The 18870-nt window shown below is 39.0% G+C and carries 14 protein-coding genes and 5 pseudogenes; 5 read left to right on the top strand and 14 right to left on the bottom strand.

Annotated elements, in window-relative coordinates:
- Positions 1 to 513: 513 nt before the first annotated feature.
- Positions 514 to 693: a hypothetical protein gene (locus HMPREF9144_RS12995; RefSeq protein ID WP_083818166.1), complete on the top strand. Its 180-nt coding sequence runs from the start codon at positions 514 to 516 to the stop codon at positions 691 to 693.
- A gap of 135 nt (positions 694 to 828) precedes the next feature.
- On the opposite strand, the gene rd is transcribed toward HMPREF9144_RS12995, so the two are convergent.
- Complete coding sequence (gene rd / locus HMPREF9144_RS09640; protein ID WP_006045814.1) at positions 829 to 993, bottom strand: rubredoxin; 165 nt, start codon at positions 991 to 993, stop codon at positions 829 to 831.
- Positions 994 to 1101: 108 nt separating this feature from the next.
- Entirely contained in the window at positions 1102 to 3489 is a 2388-nt protein-coding gene (locus HMPREF9144_RS09635) for a TonB-dependent receptor (protein ID WP_040595845.1), read from the bottom strand.
- Between the two features lie 1475 nt (positions 3490 to 4964).
- Here HMPREF9144_RS09635 and HMPREF9144_RS09625 point away from each other — a divergent pair.
- From HMPREF9144_RS09625 to HMPREF9144_RS09610, 4 genes and pseudogenes are all read left to right on the top strand, one after another.
- Entirely contained in the window at positions 4965 to 7991 is a 3027-nt protein-coding gene (locus tag HMPREF9144_RS09625) for a C10 family peptidase (RefSeq protein ID WP_006045811.1), read from the top strand.
- A gap of 133 nt (positions 7992 to 8124) precedes the next feature.
- Positions 8125 to 8434, top strand: a pseudogene (locus HMPREF9144_RS09620) (helix-turn-helix domain-containing protein).
- Positions 8435 to 8530: 96 nt separating this feature from the next.
- The gene (locus HMPREF9144_RS09615) at positions 8531 to 9241 is read left to right on the top strand and encodes a DUF6577 family protein (protein WP_006045808.1); all 711 of its coding nucleotides are present in this window, start codon (positions 8531 to 8533) and stop codon (positions 9239 to 9241) included.
- Positions 9238 to 10305, top strand: coding sequence for a nucleotidyl transferase AbiEii/AbiGii toxin family protein (locus HMPREF9144_RS09610; RefSeq protein WP_006045807.1), 1068 nt, complete (start codon positions 9238 to 9240; stop codon positions 10303 to 10305). Before HMPREF9144_RS09615 ends, HMPREF9144_RS09610 begins: the two co-directional genes overlap by 4 nt.
- A gap of 78 nt (positions 10306 to 10383) precedes the next feature.
- Here HMPREF9144_RS09610 and HMPREF9144_RS14015 read toward each other — a convergent pair.
- The 12 genes and pseudogenes from HMPREF9144_RS14015 to HMPREF9144_RS13350 form a co-directional block, all read right to left on the bottom strand.
- Positions 10384 to 10680: pseudogene (locus HMPREF9144_RS14015) on the bottom strand (hypothetical protein); the annotation flags it as partial.
- Positions 10681 to 11472: 792 nt separating this feature from the next.
- Positions 11473 to 12117 (bottom strand): hypothetical protein, encoded by a 645-nt coding sequence (locus tag HMPREF9144_RS09600; protein WP_006045804.1) that lies wholly within the window; start codon positions 12115 to 12117, stop codon positions 11473 to 11475.
- Between the two features lie 134 nt (positions 12118 to 12251).
- Positions 12252 to 13115, bottom strand: a pseudogene (locus HMPREF9144_RS09595) (RHS repeat domain-containing protein).
- Positions 13116 to 13328: 213 nt separating this feature from the next.
- Positions 13329 to 13691: a hypothetical protein gene (locus tag HMPREF9144_RS09590; protein ID WP_006045801.1), complete on the bottom strand. Its 363-nt coding sequence runs from the start codon at positions 13689 to 13691 to the stop codon at positions 13329 to 13331.
- 272 nt (positions 13692 to 13963) lie between these two features.
- Positions 13964 to 14176, bottom strand: a pseudogene (locus HMPREF9144_RS13840) (RHS repeat-associated core domain-containing protein); the annotation flags it as partial.
- Positions 14177 to 14628: 452 nt separating this feature from the next.
- Positions 14629 to 15096 (bottom strand): hypothetical protein, encoded by a 468-nt coding sequence (locus HMPREF9144_RS09575; RefSeq protein ID WP_006045798.1) that lies wholly within the window; start codon positions 15094 to 15096, stop codon positions 14629 to 14631.
- Positions 15086 to 15316, bottom strand: a complete 231-nt coding sequence (locus HMPREF9144_RS13355; RefSeq protein ID WP_146739263.1) for a hypothetical protein — start codon at positions 15314 to 15316, stop codon at positions 15086 to 15088. Before HMPREF9144_RS13355 ends, HMPREF9144_RS09575 begins: the two co-directional genes overlap by 11 nt.
- A complete protein-coding gene (locus HMPREF9144_RS09570) occupies positions 15313 to 15711 on the bottom strand; it encodes a hypothetical protein (protein WP_006045796.1) in 399 nt (132 codons plus the stop codon). The genes HMPREF9144_RS13355 and HMPREF9144_RS09570 overlap by 4 nt, the downstream gene beginning before the upstream one ends.
- A gap of 87 nt (positions 15712 to 15798) precedes the next feature.
- A complete protein-coding gene (locus HMPREF9144_RS09565) occupies positions 15799 to 16290 on the bottom strand; it encodes a hypothetical protein (RefSeq protein ID WP_006045795.1) in 492 nt (163 codons plus the stop codon).
- Between the two features lie 194 nt (positions 16291 to 16484).
- Positions 16485 to 17111: pseudogene (locus HMPREF9144_RS09560) on the bottom strand (RHS repeat domain-containing protein); the annotation flags it as partial.
- 31 nt (positions 17112 to 17142) lie between these two features.
- On the bottom strand, positions 17143 to 17628 hold the full coding sequence (locus HMPREF9144_RS09555; RefSeq protein ID WP_249031147.1) for a hypothetical protein: 486 nt from the start codon (positions 17626 to 17628) through the stop codon (positions 17143 to 17145).
- The coding region (locus HMPREF9144_RS13350) for an RHS repeat-associated core domain-containing protein (RefSeq protein ID WP_006045792.1) at positions 17615 to 18870 on the bottom strand (1256 nt) is incomplete at its 5' end. The genes HMPREF9144_RS09555 and HMPREF9144_RS13350, both read right to left, overlap by 14 nt.

The following is an 18870-nucleotide window of genomic DNA, read 5'->3' as shown; positions in this document are numbered from 1 at the left end:
ATTTAGGTTTTTAGTTGTTTTATTTAAGGAGAACAAAAGAGATTGTTCAAAGTAATAGGATTAGTTTAAGGTAATAAAAAATTAGATTGAATAAAGGATAACATACGATGCGAGATTTTGAGGGGAACGCCGAGAGGCGCGAACCTATAAATCAAGCTGAGTTAAAAATGGGCATCTTGCCTGTTTAAACTAACGAAAGCGCAAGACTGTGATGGTCTGGCGCTTTTGCGTTATACCCCATTATGCAAAGTGTTTGCCATATCTAAAAACCAAAATGCACACCAAACCAAAATGCCGTTGCACCTTGTTTCCGCCAAATTCAGCATCAGAATGCGATGGCAGTACACCTTATATATAATACCACACTTCGTTGTTCCGTGCTCTTTGTTTAGTATATTGCATTTCAAAAAGGGGGTTTTTGCAATGTAAAAAGGGGGTTTTTGCACGCCAAAAACCATACTTTTGCAACGCAAAAACCATACTTTTACACGGCGAATATGTAACATACAGAGAATGAACACGTTGCGAACATTCCGTGAAGGCATTTCAAACGGATTGCGAATGCGTTGCGAATACGTATATGCGGGCACGATAAATCGGTCCCCTACAGCTGCTTGTGGTTTGCCATTACATTGCGAACAAATTGCCAAAACATTGCGAACAATTGCCAAAATGTTGCGAACAGATTGCTAAAACAATTCAAACGGATTACGATAACAATTCTAACGGGCTGCTGTAACGTTGCAGATGCCTATAAAAAACAAAAAAGGCACGTGGCAAAAAACCACGTACCTCCCATAAATTTATTAACTTTAAAATTTTTAGAAATTACTCTTCAACTACTGAGAAGTCTTCTTTTGAAACTCCGCATAGTGGGCATACCCAATCGTCTGGGATATCTTCGAAGGCTGTTCCTGGTGCTATGCCACCGTCTGGATCGCCTACTGCTGGGTCGTAAACATACCCGCAGGTATTGCATTCATATTTTTTCATAACGTCTTTGTCTTTATATTCGTTGTTAAATAACGCTACAAAGTTAGTAGTTTTATGTAATTCTTACAAGTTATAACGGTTAAATTATGTTATTGTTTCTATGTTTTTTTAGAATTCCACCGATAGTTTTGCGTTTATTTGTCTACCTGTTAGATAGTTAGGTACGGCATATTGCTGTCCCGAAATATCTGTAATCCAGTAGTAAGAGTTTACGTTGCTAATGCCAAAAAGGTTCAAGCAGTCTACGCCTACCCACACATTGCGGAATATAGAGTGGTGCGAACCATCGTTATTATCAAATATTCGGTAGCTCATACCTATGTCGGCGCGTTTGTAAGCAGGTGCTCTAAACGAGTTAGAACTTAGTTCTTGGTGTGGTGCAGAGAATGGAAGACCGTCTGCATACGCCAGTTTCAGCGACATTCTCCACCGTGTTGAGCCTGGAAAATAGTCGGTAAAGAAGAGGTTAAGGGCAAAACGCTGGTCGGTTGGTAGGGGTACGTTCTTGCCATTTAGCTTCATTGCGGTGTTCATAACACTTAAAGTGAGCCACGAATCGGCGCCTGGTACAAACTCGCCGAATAGTTTTAGGTCGAGTCCGGTGGCGTGTCCGGTGGTTTGTTTGTCGCCAAAATAGGTTACTTTAACGTTGTCTACCGTGTAAGGAACCAGTCGTGATATGGCTTTATAGTATGCTTCGGCAGTGAATTTAAATGGTCTGTTCATCATTGTAAAGCGGTAGCTCATAGACGCTAATGCGTGTATAGACCGTTGCGAACGTGTTTTTTTGTTCAGCGAGGCATATATTACGCCATTCACGGTGGCAGTATCGCGCAGTTCTTTATAGAATGGTGCCTGATAGTATAGTCCTGCTGCCACACGGAACGATAGGTTTCTGTTCCAGCCGGGTGTGATATTGAGCGATGCTCTTGGCGAAACTATACTCTCTCCGTTAAAGTTCCAGTAGGCGTAACGCACACCATAGTTCAGCCTAAACAGTGTTGGTATAGAGTCGTTGGTTTTAAAATTCCATGTATCTTGCACGTATGTTTCAATGCGTTTTGCGTTTAACGTGTTGCGAGCGCGTAGCGAATAAATCATATCGAGTGTTTCTCCGTTGTGCGGAATGTTGTATCCGGCAGAGTCGCGATACTCATATTCGGCAGAATTTTCCTTTATTTTCTCCATCTTATAGGTGAAAGCGCCTTCTATTTTGTGGTTTCCTGCACGGTGCAACAGCATTAATTTAAGACTTTTAACGTCTGCTTTCAGATAGTCGCGTGAGTGTTGCATGTAGGTTCCCACCCCTAAGTTCTCCGAAGTTTCGGTTTGTGTGAGCCAATATTGCCCCTGAATGTCGTATCGTTGTTGTTCTTTGGTAGAGAAAGCCGATGCTATTAGCGACACGTCTGTGTGTTTGGAGAGGTGTCGGGTAATGTTTAGCGAGCCGAAGAAGGTGCGGAAGAGGTCTTTTTCCTTACCATCGAAGTATACTTTAAACGACTTTACATTCTTTAGTGTACCAAATTTGGTTTCTCTGTCTTCGGGTTCGAAGTTGTAGTTGTTATCCGATATGTTCCCAATAAAGTCTATTTGCCACCGTTTAGATGGTTGCCACGACATATAAGTTTGGTAGTCTAAGAACGAAGGGTTATACTCTCCCTTTGTTTCTAACGTACCCAAGAGGTATCTATTTGTTTTATATCGAAGTCCGTTAGTCCATGTAAGCTTCTTCGATGATAGTCCAAAATATGCGCTTGCGCCCAACATCGATGCTGTAATAGAGCCTTCTGTGCGTTTAGGACGCTTATAAGTGATGTCTAAAGCCGAGCTCATTTTGTCGCCATACTTAGCTTCGAAGCCTCCCGTAGAGAAGCCAACACGGTCTACAAGGTCGGCATTTATAACAGAAAGACCCTCCTGTTGTCCGCTCCGAACCAAGAAGGGGCGATACACTTCCACATTATTTATATATACAGAGTTCTCATCGAACGTTCCACCTCGCACATTATACTGCGACGAAAGTTCGGAATGGGTAGACACTCCTGCCTGTGTTTGCAATATTTCTTCCACTGCATTGCCCGAAACAGACGGGTTTCGCTTAGTAGCTTCAACCTTTATTTCTTCGGTAGTTCCATGTTGTGGTGCGTGCGCTTCTACCACAACCTCTTCCAATTGGTTGTCGTTTGCAAGCTGAATTTGTAGAGTTTGCTTTCCTTGTGGCTTGTGCAACACCTTCACTTTGCTCTTATAGCCCAGCATAGAGAAGCGTATTTTAACCGAATCTTCACTCTGTAGCTGCATATTAAACTCGCCTTTAAGGTTGCTCATCGTAATTTTTCCTTGCGAAGCAACAATCACCGATGCCAGCTCTATGGGGTTTCCATCTTGGTCGGAAACCTTTCCTTGCAGCGTAAACGACTGTCCCATAGCGTTTCCTGCATATAGCAGGCACACAAACAACAGCACAATGGATAGAAATTTTGCCTTATTCATACTATGAATAACGTCTGTTTCTAACATTTATTGTATTGCTACATCTACCCGAAACACAAAAACAATGCAACCACCTACTAATTAAGGCTTTGCAAAAACCCACTTCTTGCACGCCAAAAAGGGGGTTTTTGCAATGTAAAAAGGGGGTTTTTGCACGCCAAAAACCATACTTTTGTGGCGCAAAAACCATACTTTTGCACGGCGAATATGTAACACACAGATAACGAACACGTTGTGAACGTTCCGTGAAGGCATTCTGAACGGATTGCGAATGCGTGGCGAATACGTATATGCGGGCACGATAAATCGGCTCCCTACGGCTGCGAACGGTTTGCGATAATGCTGCTGACGGATTGTTAATAATGTTGCGTTCACCCACGAAATTGGGTGCGAACACTCCGCCAGGCGTAGGGGCCGATTCATCGCGCCCGTATCCTGACATAATCAAATATACATATTCGCATTACCAAATACGTGTATCCGTTTCACCGCACATGCATTTCCGTCTCCTATTTCGTGGGTGTATACGTATATGCGGGCACGATAAATCGACTCCCTACGGCTGCTGACAGATTGCCAAAACATTGCTTACGGATTGCCAAAATGCTCACAACAGATTGCCAAAACATTGCTGACAGATTGCAAAAATGCCCACAACAGATTGTCAAAACACAAACAACACAAACACAAAAACACTACCATTGTGCACCACCCTACTGTTACCTATTTTATAAAACACACATACAGCCTCACACTAATACACATTATATATAACATTATGCACATTTTTAACTGTTTGCGAGAACATTTAGACAACACAAAAACAGCCGAAACTTATTTAAATATTAATTTATTAAAGATATGTAAACGTTTAATCTTTTTCACGTTATAAAGTTGTTTGTTTCAACAAAACATTCTATTTTTGCCATTGTTTAGTGGAACTCTTACGCTAATTAAAAACCAATCGCCTAAGAAAAGAGTCCACAACAAACTGAAAACAAGAGAGAACATAGAGAGAATAACATTAACTTAACATGTAAAAAATGAACAGAGAGAACAACACTTTACACAGCTTGTCCGAACATAGGACACCTGAAAAAAGCGAACCCGTCTGACTTTCATTCAAGACAGATACTGCAAAAAGCCACTGCAACAACTATAATGCAAAAGGGGCTACCACTACTATGCAAAAGCAGAAAGGCTTTTTAGCAACACAAAAAAAGCGTTCTCGAAAAAAAAGTACGTACAAAAACAACTTCGAAGACTAAACAAAAACTAGAGAACGCCATTCCAAATACATAAAGAAAAGGTTCCCTTTTACTGCAGAAAAGGACTAACCTGTATGTTAATATTAAGCATATTCCACTGGCTTAACAACAAGCAACACGGACTATGTAGGGGGTGTTGTATGCCCATTGCATAACAAACAAAAGGTGGAATGTGGAGTTACTAACAATTATTCAACTAATTTTTTTATGAAAAAGCATTTTCCGCTACTAACGCTATTACTAGGATTAAGCGTTACAACAGTAGCCAGCCCTATTCAACCACAACGGGCTAAGCAGCTAGCAGAGAACTTTTTTGGAGGCATTAAAGCACGAAAGGCTCCGCTAAAAATTACTTATCAGGCACAAAACAACGCCAACACAGGAAACAGTCTCTACTACATCATCAACAGAGACAACAATCAAGGCTTTGTAGTTGTATCGGGAGACACCAGAACAAGAGCCATTTTGGCTTACGCTGATAAGGGTAATCTGGACGAGGAAACTCTTAGAGACAACCCAACAGTGGCTGGAATGTTTCAAGAATATGCCGATCAAATAGAATGGGCACAGCAAAATGTGAAGGACGTTCCATCGCAATCGTACAAGCGTTTGGCGGCTCGTGGAGACTATAATGAACCTAAACACATTATAGAACCACTATTGGCGGTAGACAAAAATAACAGAGAAATGTTGCTGCCTACACCTATTAGCTGGGGACAACGATGGCCTTTCAACGCTTATAGCCCAAGCATTTTGTACAACGGAGTATCGTATAAAACAGTGTCGGGCTGTGTTGCTACTGGTATTTCTACCGTTTTAAGATGGCACAAATGGCCAGCTCGTCCAACAGGTTCTACATCGTATACATGGGAAAGAACTAGAAAGCAAATGCGAATAGACTACGATGCACAACCAGCATACGACTGGAACAATATGCCAGAAGGGGTTACAGGCAACGGATACGACCGAGCTACCAACAGAAAACTGAACAATACGCAAGCCGACAACATTGGTAGACTGCTAAGAGATGTGGGATATGGTGTGCGAATGAACTTTGGTCCACCCGAAATAGGAGGTAGTGGCGCATTGCTAACTGCTGCTACTTCTACACTTGTTGATAACTTTGGATACGACGGAAGACTATCGTGCCTTATGCGTTACAACTATTCTGACAACGAATGGTGGGCAGGAATACAAGACGAACTTACCAATTATGGACCTATTGTATATGCTGGTTTCTCGCAAGCTGGAGGACATTGCTTTGTTATAGACGGATTGGCAGAAGACCGATATGTACACGTTGATTGGGGCTGGAACGGCATGTCTAACTGCTGGACCTCTATTGATGTGCTGGAACCAGATACTCATGGCGATGGCGGAGGTGTAGGAGCGTTCTCTAAGGGACACCAAATGCTACGCTATTTAATGCCTGGAAACGGAAGTTTTGAAGCTATTACGGTTTCAAAAGGACCAAAACAAACTACATTTGCACGCGAAAACAACCAGTCTATTGAGGTTACTTTCAAGAATAATAAGGTTCAATACTTCTATGGAACATTCCGTTTGCTTATTAGCAAGGCTGGTATGAACTCGTTCCAAACACTTGCGCAATCGTATAAAGTTATGGTAAACGGAGACGCAGAACGCTCTTACACATTCAGCGCTAACCTTTCGAGATTCCAAGATGGACAATACGACTTACGCATAAGCTATTCGGCTGACGACGCTACATGGACTGATATTAAAGAAAACATTGCTACTATTACAATAGGAAACGGTAAACCTGACCCTAAACCAGAACCTAATCCTGTTGTTAAAAACCAATTTAGCATTGCACAAAAGTGCCAAACTACACAGGTGAAGCAACAAAACAACCAACAAATTCAGGTGGCTTTGAAGAACAATAGCACCGATGCATACTACGGATACTTTAAACTTGTTGCGAAAAAAGCTGGTCAGCAAAACGAAATACAATTGGCTACAACATCAAGTAAGGCGTATATGATGGCTGGAGACACTAAAAATATTTCATTCAATGCCGACTTTAGAAACGTTGAAAAGGGTGCTTACGACCTCAGAATTGCATACGTTGCAAACCAAAAATGGACCGAAATTGACGAAAGTGCAGGATACATTAACGTAAATGCTAACGCTATGGGAGCTAAAATTGTAGCTACTACTATGCTGCCAACACTTTCTACAAACGAAGGAGAACCTATTAAGGTGGAAGTTCCTGTAATGAATCAGGGCGACGAAGACTATAATGGCAAGGTGCAACTGCTGGCTAACGGAAACGTTATTTCAGAAGGTAACGCTACAATAACTGTTGAAGAAAAGGTGGTTTTGGCGTTCAGCACAAACAATGCTGCCTTTAACAACCTAAAACAAGGCACCTACAAACTATCGGTTGCATACAACAACGGAAACAAAGTAATGTATGGCACCACCGAAAACATAGGTACACTGGTTATAAAAACTAAGAATAATTCGGACCCAGCCAAAGGCGATGTTCGTCTAAACTCTGCCTTCTTCTATCAAAATGGTAAATATGTGGGAAGCAAATACTGCACCGTTGCAAAAGATGCCGACCTAGTTATAAAGGCAAATCTATACTCTTCTAACGGCTTTAACGGCCCAGTTAGAGTGTTTATTACCGACCAATATGGTAGCAAAGTGGCTAGTAGCAACGCATTGCAGACGGTTCAGAACATAACAATAGGTCAATATGGAAGCGGATACATAGAAGTTAAATTCAACAAAAACGAACTAACAAGCAACCACTACTACGTTTACATTGCATACAACGATGGAACTAAAGAAGTGTTTAGGTCGTGGGACGGTGTAGCTTTCTATGTTAGCAAAGGCAGTTCTTACCGTGGCAGAACCTATTATGGACTATACGACATGGGCATGACCGTATGCACAGACAACATGCCAACGGGTATTACATACATACCAGTAGGCATTGACAACGTGAATGTGGCTGCAGGATCTACCAACGGCATAGAAAACATTAACGTACAGAACGTTAAACTATACCCAAGTATAGCAAACGAAACTGTAACAATAGTAGCCGACGCTGCTGCTACTGCCTATATATACAATGCAACAGGCACAAAAATGGCAACCATAGCACTGGCTCAAGGCAACAACACTGTAGACGTTTCGCAGTTTACACCAGGTATATACCTCGTGAAAGTAAACAAAAACACACTGAAATTTATTAAGAAATAACATCTCTAAAGGGCTATATTGCAACCAACAAACGGCTGCTTTATAGCCCAAAACTCTATCGTCAGCATCTAAAAGTCATACTTTTGCAATACAACCCCTTTTGCTGTACGTTTGTTTGACAACGTACAAAACTATGTCGTACTTAGAACACCATACAGAAGATATATGGCAGAAACGATTGTTTGATAAACTGATGCGTGTCGAGGACAAACTCAACCGCCTGCTGATCCTGCAAGAGCAATCTGTTGATACAACTGTCCATCTACCCCTGAAACCGGAATATCTGGATATCATTGATGTATCCAAGATTCTCAAAGTGGAGCAAAAGATCATCTATAATTGGGTGTGGGCAGGAAAAATTCCCTATCTCAAAGCTAATGGCAGGTTACTTTTCCTTCGGGAAAGAGATAGATGAACTGATACGGAAGCGAGATGGTTGGTAACGAAAGACAGTATAATAATAAGTTAGATTTTGGCAATATATTTGTTTTATTGCCAAAATCTAACTATCTTTGCACCGAACCATTAATGCTAGCAGAATGAATGTCAGTAATATAATTGTAGATTTTGCAAACGCCAACAAGGAATTCAGAACGAATGACTTGTCTGAGTATCTTTCTGGGAAGATTGAACTTTCCAAGAAGATGTTGTCTTGGCATTTACGCAAGTTGTTGGACGAAAAAAAAATATTCAGAATAAGCAAAGGAGTATATACAACAATCCCAAAAAACATTTTCCGTCCTGTTCCTAATGCTCACTCCATTCGGTTATATAAGAAATTAAAAGCGGTATATCCCTTATTGGACTTTTGCGTCTATAACGGTGAAATACTGTCTGACTTGCAGCATCACCTGTCGTATAACAACAATATCTATATAGAAACGGAGCGTGATGCCACTGAAACCATTTTCCACTTTGTACAGGATATGCACGAACGCAGTTTCCTTTCGCCAAAGGAGGATATTATGTCCGATTATATCCGGTTGGACAAAAAATCCTTTATTGTGAAGCCTCTTGTTTCAGAATCGCCCATACAGGAAGTAAACGGCATAAATGTACCAAGAATTGAGAAGCTCTTGGTTGATATCCAATGTGACAGGGATTTCTTCTACCTGCAAGGGCAAGAGTCCTTGTACATGATGCAGAATGCCTTTGCCAACTATAATGTGAATATTGGCATGTTACTGCGATATGCCTCACGGCGCAATATTAAAGCGCAAATAGAAAAATATATCAAGGAATTTGTATGATCAAGAAGGAATGTATGACCACCGAGTGGATAAAGGCTATATCTGTTCGTAACAAATATAAAGACCTGAATCTGATAGAGAAAGTTATTAGGGCAATGTCTCTGCTGGAGATGCTGAAATTGTCTGGTTGCCCTTTCTGTTTCAAGGGCGGTTCGGCTCTGATGCTTATTTTGGGAGAATCTGCCCATCGACTATCCATCGACATTGATATTATCTGCCCACCTGGGACGGATATTGAGCCGTATTTGAAAGATATAGAAAAGTTCGGCTTCATATCCAAAACCCTTGAAGAACGGCAGCAGAGAGACACGAATATTCCAAAGAGTCACTCGAAATTCTTTTATCACATAGCTTATAAGAACGATGATAAACCTGCATATATACTGCTTGATGTCCTGTACGAGGATTTACAATATCATGCTACTGAAGAAGTCGAGATTAAAGGTCCTTTTATAGAATTGGACAATGAGCCGTTGAAGGTAACCGTGCCCTCTGCTGATGATATTCTCGGTGATAAACTTACAGCATTTGCCCCCAATACCTCAGGCATTCCTTATATCAAGGGAGACAGGGATTGCTCACTGGAAATCATTAAGCAGCTGTATGATGTAGGCAGGCTGTTTGAACATTCCGGTAACTTTCAGCACACTAAGGATACTTTCACCCAAATAGGGAAAATAGAATTGCAATATCGGGGCTTACCCGCTGAACTGTCACTCATTTATAAGGATATTAGGGAGACCGCCTTGTGTCTGGCTACCAGAGGGCAAATGGGTAAAGGTGATTTCAATATGCTGCAAAGTGGCATTAAGAAAATAGACGGCTACATCTATAAGGGGAAATATCACATAGAAGAAGCTATCGTAGATTCGGCTCGTGCGGCTTACCTTGCTACCTCAATAGAAAAATCAAGCACAAGAATTGAGAAATACGATGGAAATCCAAACACCATACTTGCCATGGAATTATCTTCTTCCGTCAATAATAAACTCAACAAATTGAAGAAAATACTACCTGAAGCTTTCTTCTATTGGGTCAAGACAAGCGAACTATTACAAAAATAACCAGTTAAATTTTGGCAACAAACAAGTATTATTGCCAAAATCTAACCGGTTCGACAAACAATTATAAATATACTTCCATTAGTGTCTCCACTTGGGTTTGAAACTCTGCAAACGGCAATCCTCTTCTTTATTTTGGATAGGGTTATTCTCATTTTTCATTTCGACAGAATAATTATTGTTGGGTAAATTCTCTTCTTGCTCCTTTTCTTCCGTTTCCTCATCTGGCGGTGCAAGTGTAAGTGCAATCTTTCTGTCCAATTCAGCAGCTTCACTTTTAAGTGAGCGAAGCCCATCCTCTTTCTTCCAAGAACTGTTGGCAATGTTGGTGTAAACGTCTTTATTGGCTACAACCTTTGCTATTTCCTTCTCATGCGACTATTTATCAAACTATCGGACAATCGCTATGTAAAATTGTCGAACTCTCGAGAGTTACCTGCTTTCATTTTCGTTGATATGAAACGAACCGGCACCTCTTCTCATTACCGCAATCATACCATTCTTATACAGAACATAAGAGTTTTTCTGCGACATCTCCAAATCTGATAGAGAAAGCTACTAGCCTTTGGGTTTAAAACTTATGAGCTTTCTATAAAAAGCTTATAAGCAATCTATAAAAAGCTTATAAGTAATCTGACAAAAGCTTATAAGCTTTTTGGCGAAAGCTTAGGAACTTTTCTGACTGACAGACTAACTTCTCTTCTCTTCCTTCAATATCCTTGCTTTTCTGTGTTGCTTTGTTCAATAAGTTAGCTGGTCAGTAAGTTAGTTTTAACTCATGTCAAAATTGACTCACTGACCAAACTACAGACTTAACTCAGTCGACAAGTCAAGAAGTCGATAAGTCTGAACTTTGGTCAAGAAATATCGGGAGGTAATATCAACAGCAAAAGTATCATTTCTTTATACTGGCAAGGTGTGTCTTTGTACCACAAATTGCCATTTGTACCACAAAGACCCTTGCCCCGAAAGGGGGATTAAATCACTCCAAAGTCGTGATTAGAAAGCAATGAAAAAGCAGAAACAAAAGAATCCAGACGGCAGACGAGGATGTATCGAAATAGACACATCCTCTTATACCTAATCTTCACAAAACTCATTGATAATCATATGATTATTTTAATAACTACTGATTTGAAACATTACTATACCACCACTATATTAAAAAAATCATTGTATAATTGACTGAATTTTTTTTATGACTTCCTCACTAATATCTTCAGGTATCTTCATATCTCCAAATGTGACTCTTCTGTTTTTAGGATACTTATCTCCCCATATAACCGATTCAAGAGCATTGTAAAGAGCCTCTATACTTGGTATCTGAAGTTCATCATTGCTATGTTTACTTAGTGCGTTGTTGAATAATGAAAATAGCAAGGATATATATAACTTATTCTTTGTAGTATGACAATAAGTCCCCATACAACTAATAGCTGTATGGATAGTATCTTCATAAGATTCATCATCTAAATTGATGAACTTGCAAAGTACATCTTCATATTTTTCCGCTAAATTCCAATAACTACTACTACATAACACTTTCAAAGCAACGGCTGTGATTGAATCACAAAATGCTTCTGTATTAATGAATTTCTCAACTATAGCTATGTTTCCTTTAGTTGGTTTCGTACATAGACCAAAAGCTGCAATACCATTGTGAATTCCATAGGAAAAATCCTCCTGCCAAGAACATGTTTCAATCTTATTTAACAAATTCTTCAGGTATAGAAATTCTTCCTCTGTCAATGAAAATGTCCATTTTGCTTTATTGAACAACGAAGACATTTCTTTTTTATTAATCTGCAATTTCATGAGCTTTATTTAAAATCTTATTTATTCTGTTTAAGTGTGAATCTATCTCTTTCAAAGTTTTGTTAATTTGTTTGTTTTCTGCAGATGTTAGTCCTCCTTTTCTTAGTGTAGTTTAACGTTATCTATTAAATTCATCATATCATATTCAAGACCTTTTTGTTGACAGAGAGGATACTTGCAAGATAAAGCGTGAAGTTATCCGTCTCGTGGAACGTGATTCCCTGCGGAGCACCGTTGATGTACACACTCTCCATCGTGCCGTAACTCTTCATGATGCGTTCACCATCAGCATTATAAGTGTAACGACTTGTCTTGCCATTATCAGAGAGTACCATCAGTCGGTTGTCCTCGTCCCAGTACATCTCACGAGTAGTATTCGTAGAGTCGTTTGTTACCAGCGTAGGATTACCGTTGGCATCATAGGTGTAATGGTCATGACCAATCTGCGTTGGAGCCGTCGGGTGGTTACTGTCCTCATACTTATAAGCAAAGTTATAAGACTTCGCAGTTGTCGTTGAGTCCACCTTCTGTACCTTAGTCAGCGGTTCACTCATCCGTCCGAACGACATCACCATGTCATACGATGCACGCTTTGCCTTACCACTGGCATGAACAAGGCGGTTCAGCTCGTCATACTCATACGTATGCATACTCCTTCCTCCCAGCTTCGCCTTGTTGAGTTTCATCAGCGACGTTGGGTTGGCAGCATTCGTAATACCGAGGATATTATCCACGGCATCGTAACGATACCTGTTTTCCATCACAGTCTGACCATCCGCTGTAAGGTTCATCACCTGCAGACGTTCACGCTGCTTATCGTAGGTATAGGTTGTCTCCGTGCCGTTACCGAGCTTCGTATAGACCGTATGACCCTCCTTGTCGTAACCTATCCTATCAACAATAACGCTCTGACGTCCCTATTTATTGCTCGTCATACGCTCAACCTGTCCGGCAGCATTGTAGTGATAAGCCACCACTTCACCGTCAGGATAAGTCATCGTCTGCACACGGTTCCAGCTGTCGTAGGCGGCACCATAGACATAAGTCCTGATGTCCGCCACGCTCGCCATAAATGGTTTGGTAACTCTCTTAGTGTAGATAGAAACCGCCATTGTTTGGGTATATTCTTTTTATCTCATATAAACAGCCTTTAATGTCTACATATCTTCCATAATCCCCTCTGTAGTCATACTCTGTGTCTTTTTTAATTTCTATGAATTTTGAACAGTCATTTTTGTCAGGAATCGTATTTGTTCGATAGTAGCTGTTAAAGAAGCTGGGAATATCGAAAATACATTTTTTTGTAAAGTAAAAGTGTATTTTACCCCTTTCTTTAAATGACAATTATATAGAAGCCCTCGATCAATAACATTGTGATGAATACTGTCATAAGGTAATCTAAGGTTCATTCTTATAGTATCTCCATCTGTTTTTAATATTAGCTCTTTATTTAGGAAGCTTCTATTTTGAGTTCCCTTGTATTGATAACCAATATAAGTTAATGATAGTTCTTCTTGTGCTTTGCAATGACAAAGAACAAGTGACATTATTACATAAAACATTATAGTTTTCATACTTAAAGTACTTTATTTGCAGACTTCAACTTTCCAGTAGACGACACTGTCGTTTTTTTGTTTCCTACCAGACTAAGAGTATAAGTTTCTTTGGCATCTATACCAGACTGAATGACATTTATTAATGTCTGAGACCTGTTTCCCTTGAAATCTATATCAGTGCCTTTGTATATAAGTTTATCGTTTTCGATAGCATAATTGTTTCCAGTGGATGCATATAACATCTTGATATATTCTTCTTGAGCTTTTTTGTTTCCAAGCAGGAAGATCTCTCTCCCATCAGTATCTATCAAATTTACAGGATTCCCTGCGCAATACACATAGCTTCCAATATTTAGATATTTTTCTGCCAACACATCCACCCCATACCAAATACTTGACACAGGATTCATATACCTTGCACCGTAATAGTACAGACCAGTCTCCTCATCAAACTGTTTACCATTGAACTTATATGGAAGGTCTTCACTTGATGAGTATTCCTCCTTTTGGCTCCCTATCTGGCTCATGAGCTTAATATATATCAATATGAATAACTATCATTATATCCATTCACTGATGCAATTTCTTGACAGAATTTTTCTTATATAAAAAACACAAGAAAATCATTTCGGTTATGAATATTAAGAATCCAAATACTATATAGAACGGAGCCTCATATGGCATGTAATTTATGCAATCAATCCATATACATAGATACCAAACAATGAAGACAACACCTATGAATGAAGATATCCATTTTCGTATTATCGGAGTTCCGTATATAAGAAAGGTAATTATGAAACCTAACGTATATAATGTGTTGCTGTAAAAATAAAGGATACCTTCCCCTATATCAAAACTATTTTTGTATCTATATTGAACAAAGGTGGTCACTAAAATATACACCAAAGATAACATAACAATAGATAATATTTTCTTAACTTCGATCTTCATTTTACTTTAAAATATAAACACCCATATTATTTGCTGGATAATCATTCTTTTTCATTACCCAATTCGGAAAATCTATGCCGAGAAAATACGTATGTTCAACGCTCTTATAATATCTATGCTTAGCCCAATCAATAGCTCTTTTTATCATAGCATTATCATACGTATTACTATAGTCATAAGACGGAAATATTAAATTCCACAAACTGCCATTAGCGAACTGTGCACCATCCGCAATAGTGTTTCTCGCTGCAAACTCCGAATCAAAACTGTTCTTATAATAATTCCTATAATCATTAAGTGCAAACGGGATTTGTCCGATGGCATCTGCCCAATAAGGAATGCCTTCAATTTCCACAAGAAGATAGCCATTGGCTGGTTTTCCTTCTGCTTTCCAATCCCCTGAGCCGCGGGAGCTATAAGACAACATATTTTTATCGCCATATTTGCAAGAATGAGAATTACTGGTCATTAATGATTTTCTTTATACATATCCAAATAGTGAAGGCATAAGTTGCTAGACTTACAAAATCTGGTAAGAAGTTTTCTAAAAAATAAAGTCTTCTATCTATATATATGCTTAATGTTCCCAGTGAGAAAAGCATGGATAAGCTTCTAGCTAATATACACCAAGATAAAATAATAACTGCCAGCACAATTGGCAAATGCTTAGATATGTTTTTTTTATTCATGTCTTTTGATTTGGATTCCATTTATTTGTCCTAGTATGATTAGGCAATCGTATGGGAGAATCTACCAAAGAAGAACTTTTCTTCTTTCTAATTCTTTTCCAGAAATTACCTCCTTGTGAATCTATGGGGCTTCTATGTCGAGTGAAAATATTAGAATCATTTGATTTTTCTCTAATTCGATGATCTGCATTTCGAATATCTCCTGGAGAACTTACAAGTGGTATCTGATTTATGACAATATCATCTGTATTCTGATAGTCTAATGTTTTTACATTAGGATCTGCATTGGTAGTTATGTCTGCTGCTTGAAATGGATTGATATGCACAATTTCCTCTACACGATACCCATGCCCGATAAGATAGCTCGCTATACCTTCTGCAAAAGCAGCTCCCATACAATGCGTATAATCAGAGTTTGATATATATTTAATCTCTTAATCCATACGCATAGCGTCTCATCAAATTTATTTTATTGCTTCTAATTAATCCATCTTCATTCGAAATACCTTTTTAATTTTCTGCTCTTGATTCAGTACAAACATATAATAGTATTGCTGAAGCGCAGTATTTATTACAGATTCATAATTAACCGATTTACCATATTCTTGTAACCGATAAACTTGAGCAAGGAAAAAGCCATCTTTTATCCTAGAGAAAAAGATACTATACTCTGTCTGTGGGGAGAGCTTATTAAAATTCCTATCCAATATCGAAGAATAAACATCTGGGGTTGGCTTATCTTGCTTTTCATGAAGAATCTCTTCTAATGAACTATTCTTTACTGAATCAATAAACATAAAACAATCTAAGTCATAGGCGATACCTGAGACTGCAACTTCTTTTTGTAAGATATCTAAATCTGCAGAGATAAAGGTAATAGCACTCTGATACAAAGACAGACTATCTACTGACTGTGAATTTGCACACAGCGGGAACAGCAACACAATGATATTCAGACAGAGATTCTTTTTCATTTCCTTACGTTTATTTCTATATATTGTGAAAAGGGAGAAGGGTTCATTCCCATCTTTATACTATTTAAAGAACTTCTATCAAAAGGAAGGAAACTGCTTATAGTCTTTTCATTTGGAATAATACTTTTATAGTTAAGCCGTTGACCAAAATTCTTCCATTGCATATTGAGTTCTTGCCTAATTACATTCATTGCATCAACATATTTAATTGGATTCCCTGCACAATAAGAAAATGAAGATAACTGTGAATATTTCTCGGCTAATCTATCCACACCATACCACAGACTTGCAACGGGATTCATATACCTTGCACCATAATAGTACAAGCCAGTTTCCTCATCAAACTGCTTACCGTTGAACTTATACGGTAGTTCTTCACTGCTGCTGTGCTCATCAACTAACAGTTCACCATGCGGCAAGTAAGCGTCATACTGCGTGATGTTGGCTTTATCATCTGTAATGTAGGACGTACTGCCAAGGTGATCACTGTGATAGAAGAAGGTTTCTTCTTTCGTAGTATCGTTTGGGATATAACCATAACCAGCCTGTGGGTCATCAGGGTTGCTTGGGTCATTCCAGCTTACAGGTGGACCGGGGCTGGTATTCGGTGTGGTGTTAGGACGTGGAGTCTGAATCCAACCTTGTGGCACATCATGGTTGCCAAGTGTGTCAATGATAGAGTTATATCCTCGTTTTGTGTTCTCCGGGTCACCATACGCACCCTTCATTGTAGGTACACCAGGCGCAATGCCCTGCTGCTTGTAGTATGCCTCTTTCTGCTTCTGTATCTGATTCATACGCTCCGCATAGTCCTGCTGACCAGTATGATACTATCTTACAGCTAATTCTTTTTCAGTCAATTATACTTTGCACACTACTATAAAAGAGAGTTCCATCATTCAGATAAAAATATATTTCTCCATGATTTACCTTATAATAATATCTTACTTTCTTATTTGACTTACTATTATAGATCAGTACTTTATGTTTTATTAATAAGTCTGGAAGAATATCTACCAATGTTACATAAAACAAAGCCTCCTTTTCTTTTAACCCATTTGGAATCGATATTGGAATCCTTGGAGGGATATACAAATAGCTAAAATTATATCTATTAGAATCCAAAAGCGAGCATATATCTTGATATGATTCTACTTTCTTACTTTTAGCAACTTTCAAAAAATCATCTTTTTTGATATACAAATCTTCTGTATGTGTATAAGCTTTTATATAACTTGGCGAGGTTGTATCCAAGAGATTTGTACATCCCGAGATGTAATTTAATATTACTCCGAGAATTAAAAGTTTTAAACCAGAGTATAAGCTATCTATTTTCATAATTATAATTAAAAAATAAGTCACCTTTATCATCATATGTGTATACAATACGCAAAGGATACCCCAGTTCATACCTTATCATATTTTCAAAGTGCATAGCGTTATAATCTTCTCTATGGATTCTATTTAATGGCGGCATAACTTTTGGAGAAAAATAGTTATAATCTGCTTTTCCTTTTAGTGCAGCATATGCATGCCCCATTTCATGTGCCAAACCGATAAAGGCTGGTCTTTCTGTATTGCGAAATTCATCTGGACCACCCTCTGTATTATATGGATCCCAATAAATGTCTCCACCAGACCCTGCTATACTAGAATACTTTGAATTAGAAGGAACCATCAATAGTGAAGCACGTGCTCCCAAAGGGGTAAAATGATTTTCCTTATAAAATTTATGAATGTATATATTCTTTTTACTCTTCTGGAATTCTTCTAAAACATTAGAACCACTATCAGTGCCTGATATTATGTCTATCGCCTCCTTAGCTTCTTTCACAAAACCTTCTACCTTACCTGAATAAAGAGAACCATCTTTATTGTAAAGTCTATGATCTTCGTATAGAATATTAGTTTGCTTATTAACGATCCATAGACTATCTCCATTTAAGTCCCTAAATAATAAAGGATTAGAAGCACAAGCATTAAAACCAGAAAGGTGGGGATATTTTTCTTTAAATCTATCTACCCCATACCACAAACTCGTGATTGGATTCATATACCTTGCACCATAATAGTACAACCCTGTCTCTTCATCGAACTGTTTGCCGTTGAATTTATACGGTAGGTCTTCACTGCTGCTATGTTCATCAACCAACAGTTCACCATACGGTAGATATGCATCATATTGCGTGATGTTAGCGTGGTCATCTGTGATGTAAGACGTGCTGCCGAGGTGATCACTGTGATAGAAGAATGTTTCCTCTTTCGTAGTGTCGTTGGCAATGTAACCATAACCAGCCTGTGGATCATCAGGGTTACTTGGGTCGTTCCAGCTTACAGGTGGACCGGGGTTAGTATTCGGTGTGGTGTTGGGGCGTGGTGTCTGAATCCAAATCACCATATCATACGATGCACACTTAGCCTTACCGCTTGCATGAATAAGGCGGTTCAGCTCATCATACTCATACGTATGCATACTCCTTCCTCCCAGCTTCGCCTTGTTGAGTTTCGTCAGCGACGTTGGGTTGGCAGCATTCGTGATACCGAGGATATTGTCCACGGCATCATAGCGATACCTGTTTT

It is taken from the genome of Prevotella pallens ATCC 700821, assembly GCF_000220255.1.
Lineage (GTDB): Bacteria > Bacteroidota > Bacteroidia > Bacteroidales > Bacteroidaceae > Prevotella > Prevotella pallens.
This window is presented reverse-complemented; position numbering and strand designations above follow the sequence as displayed.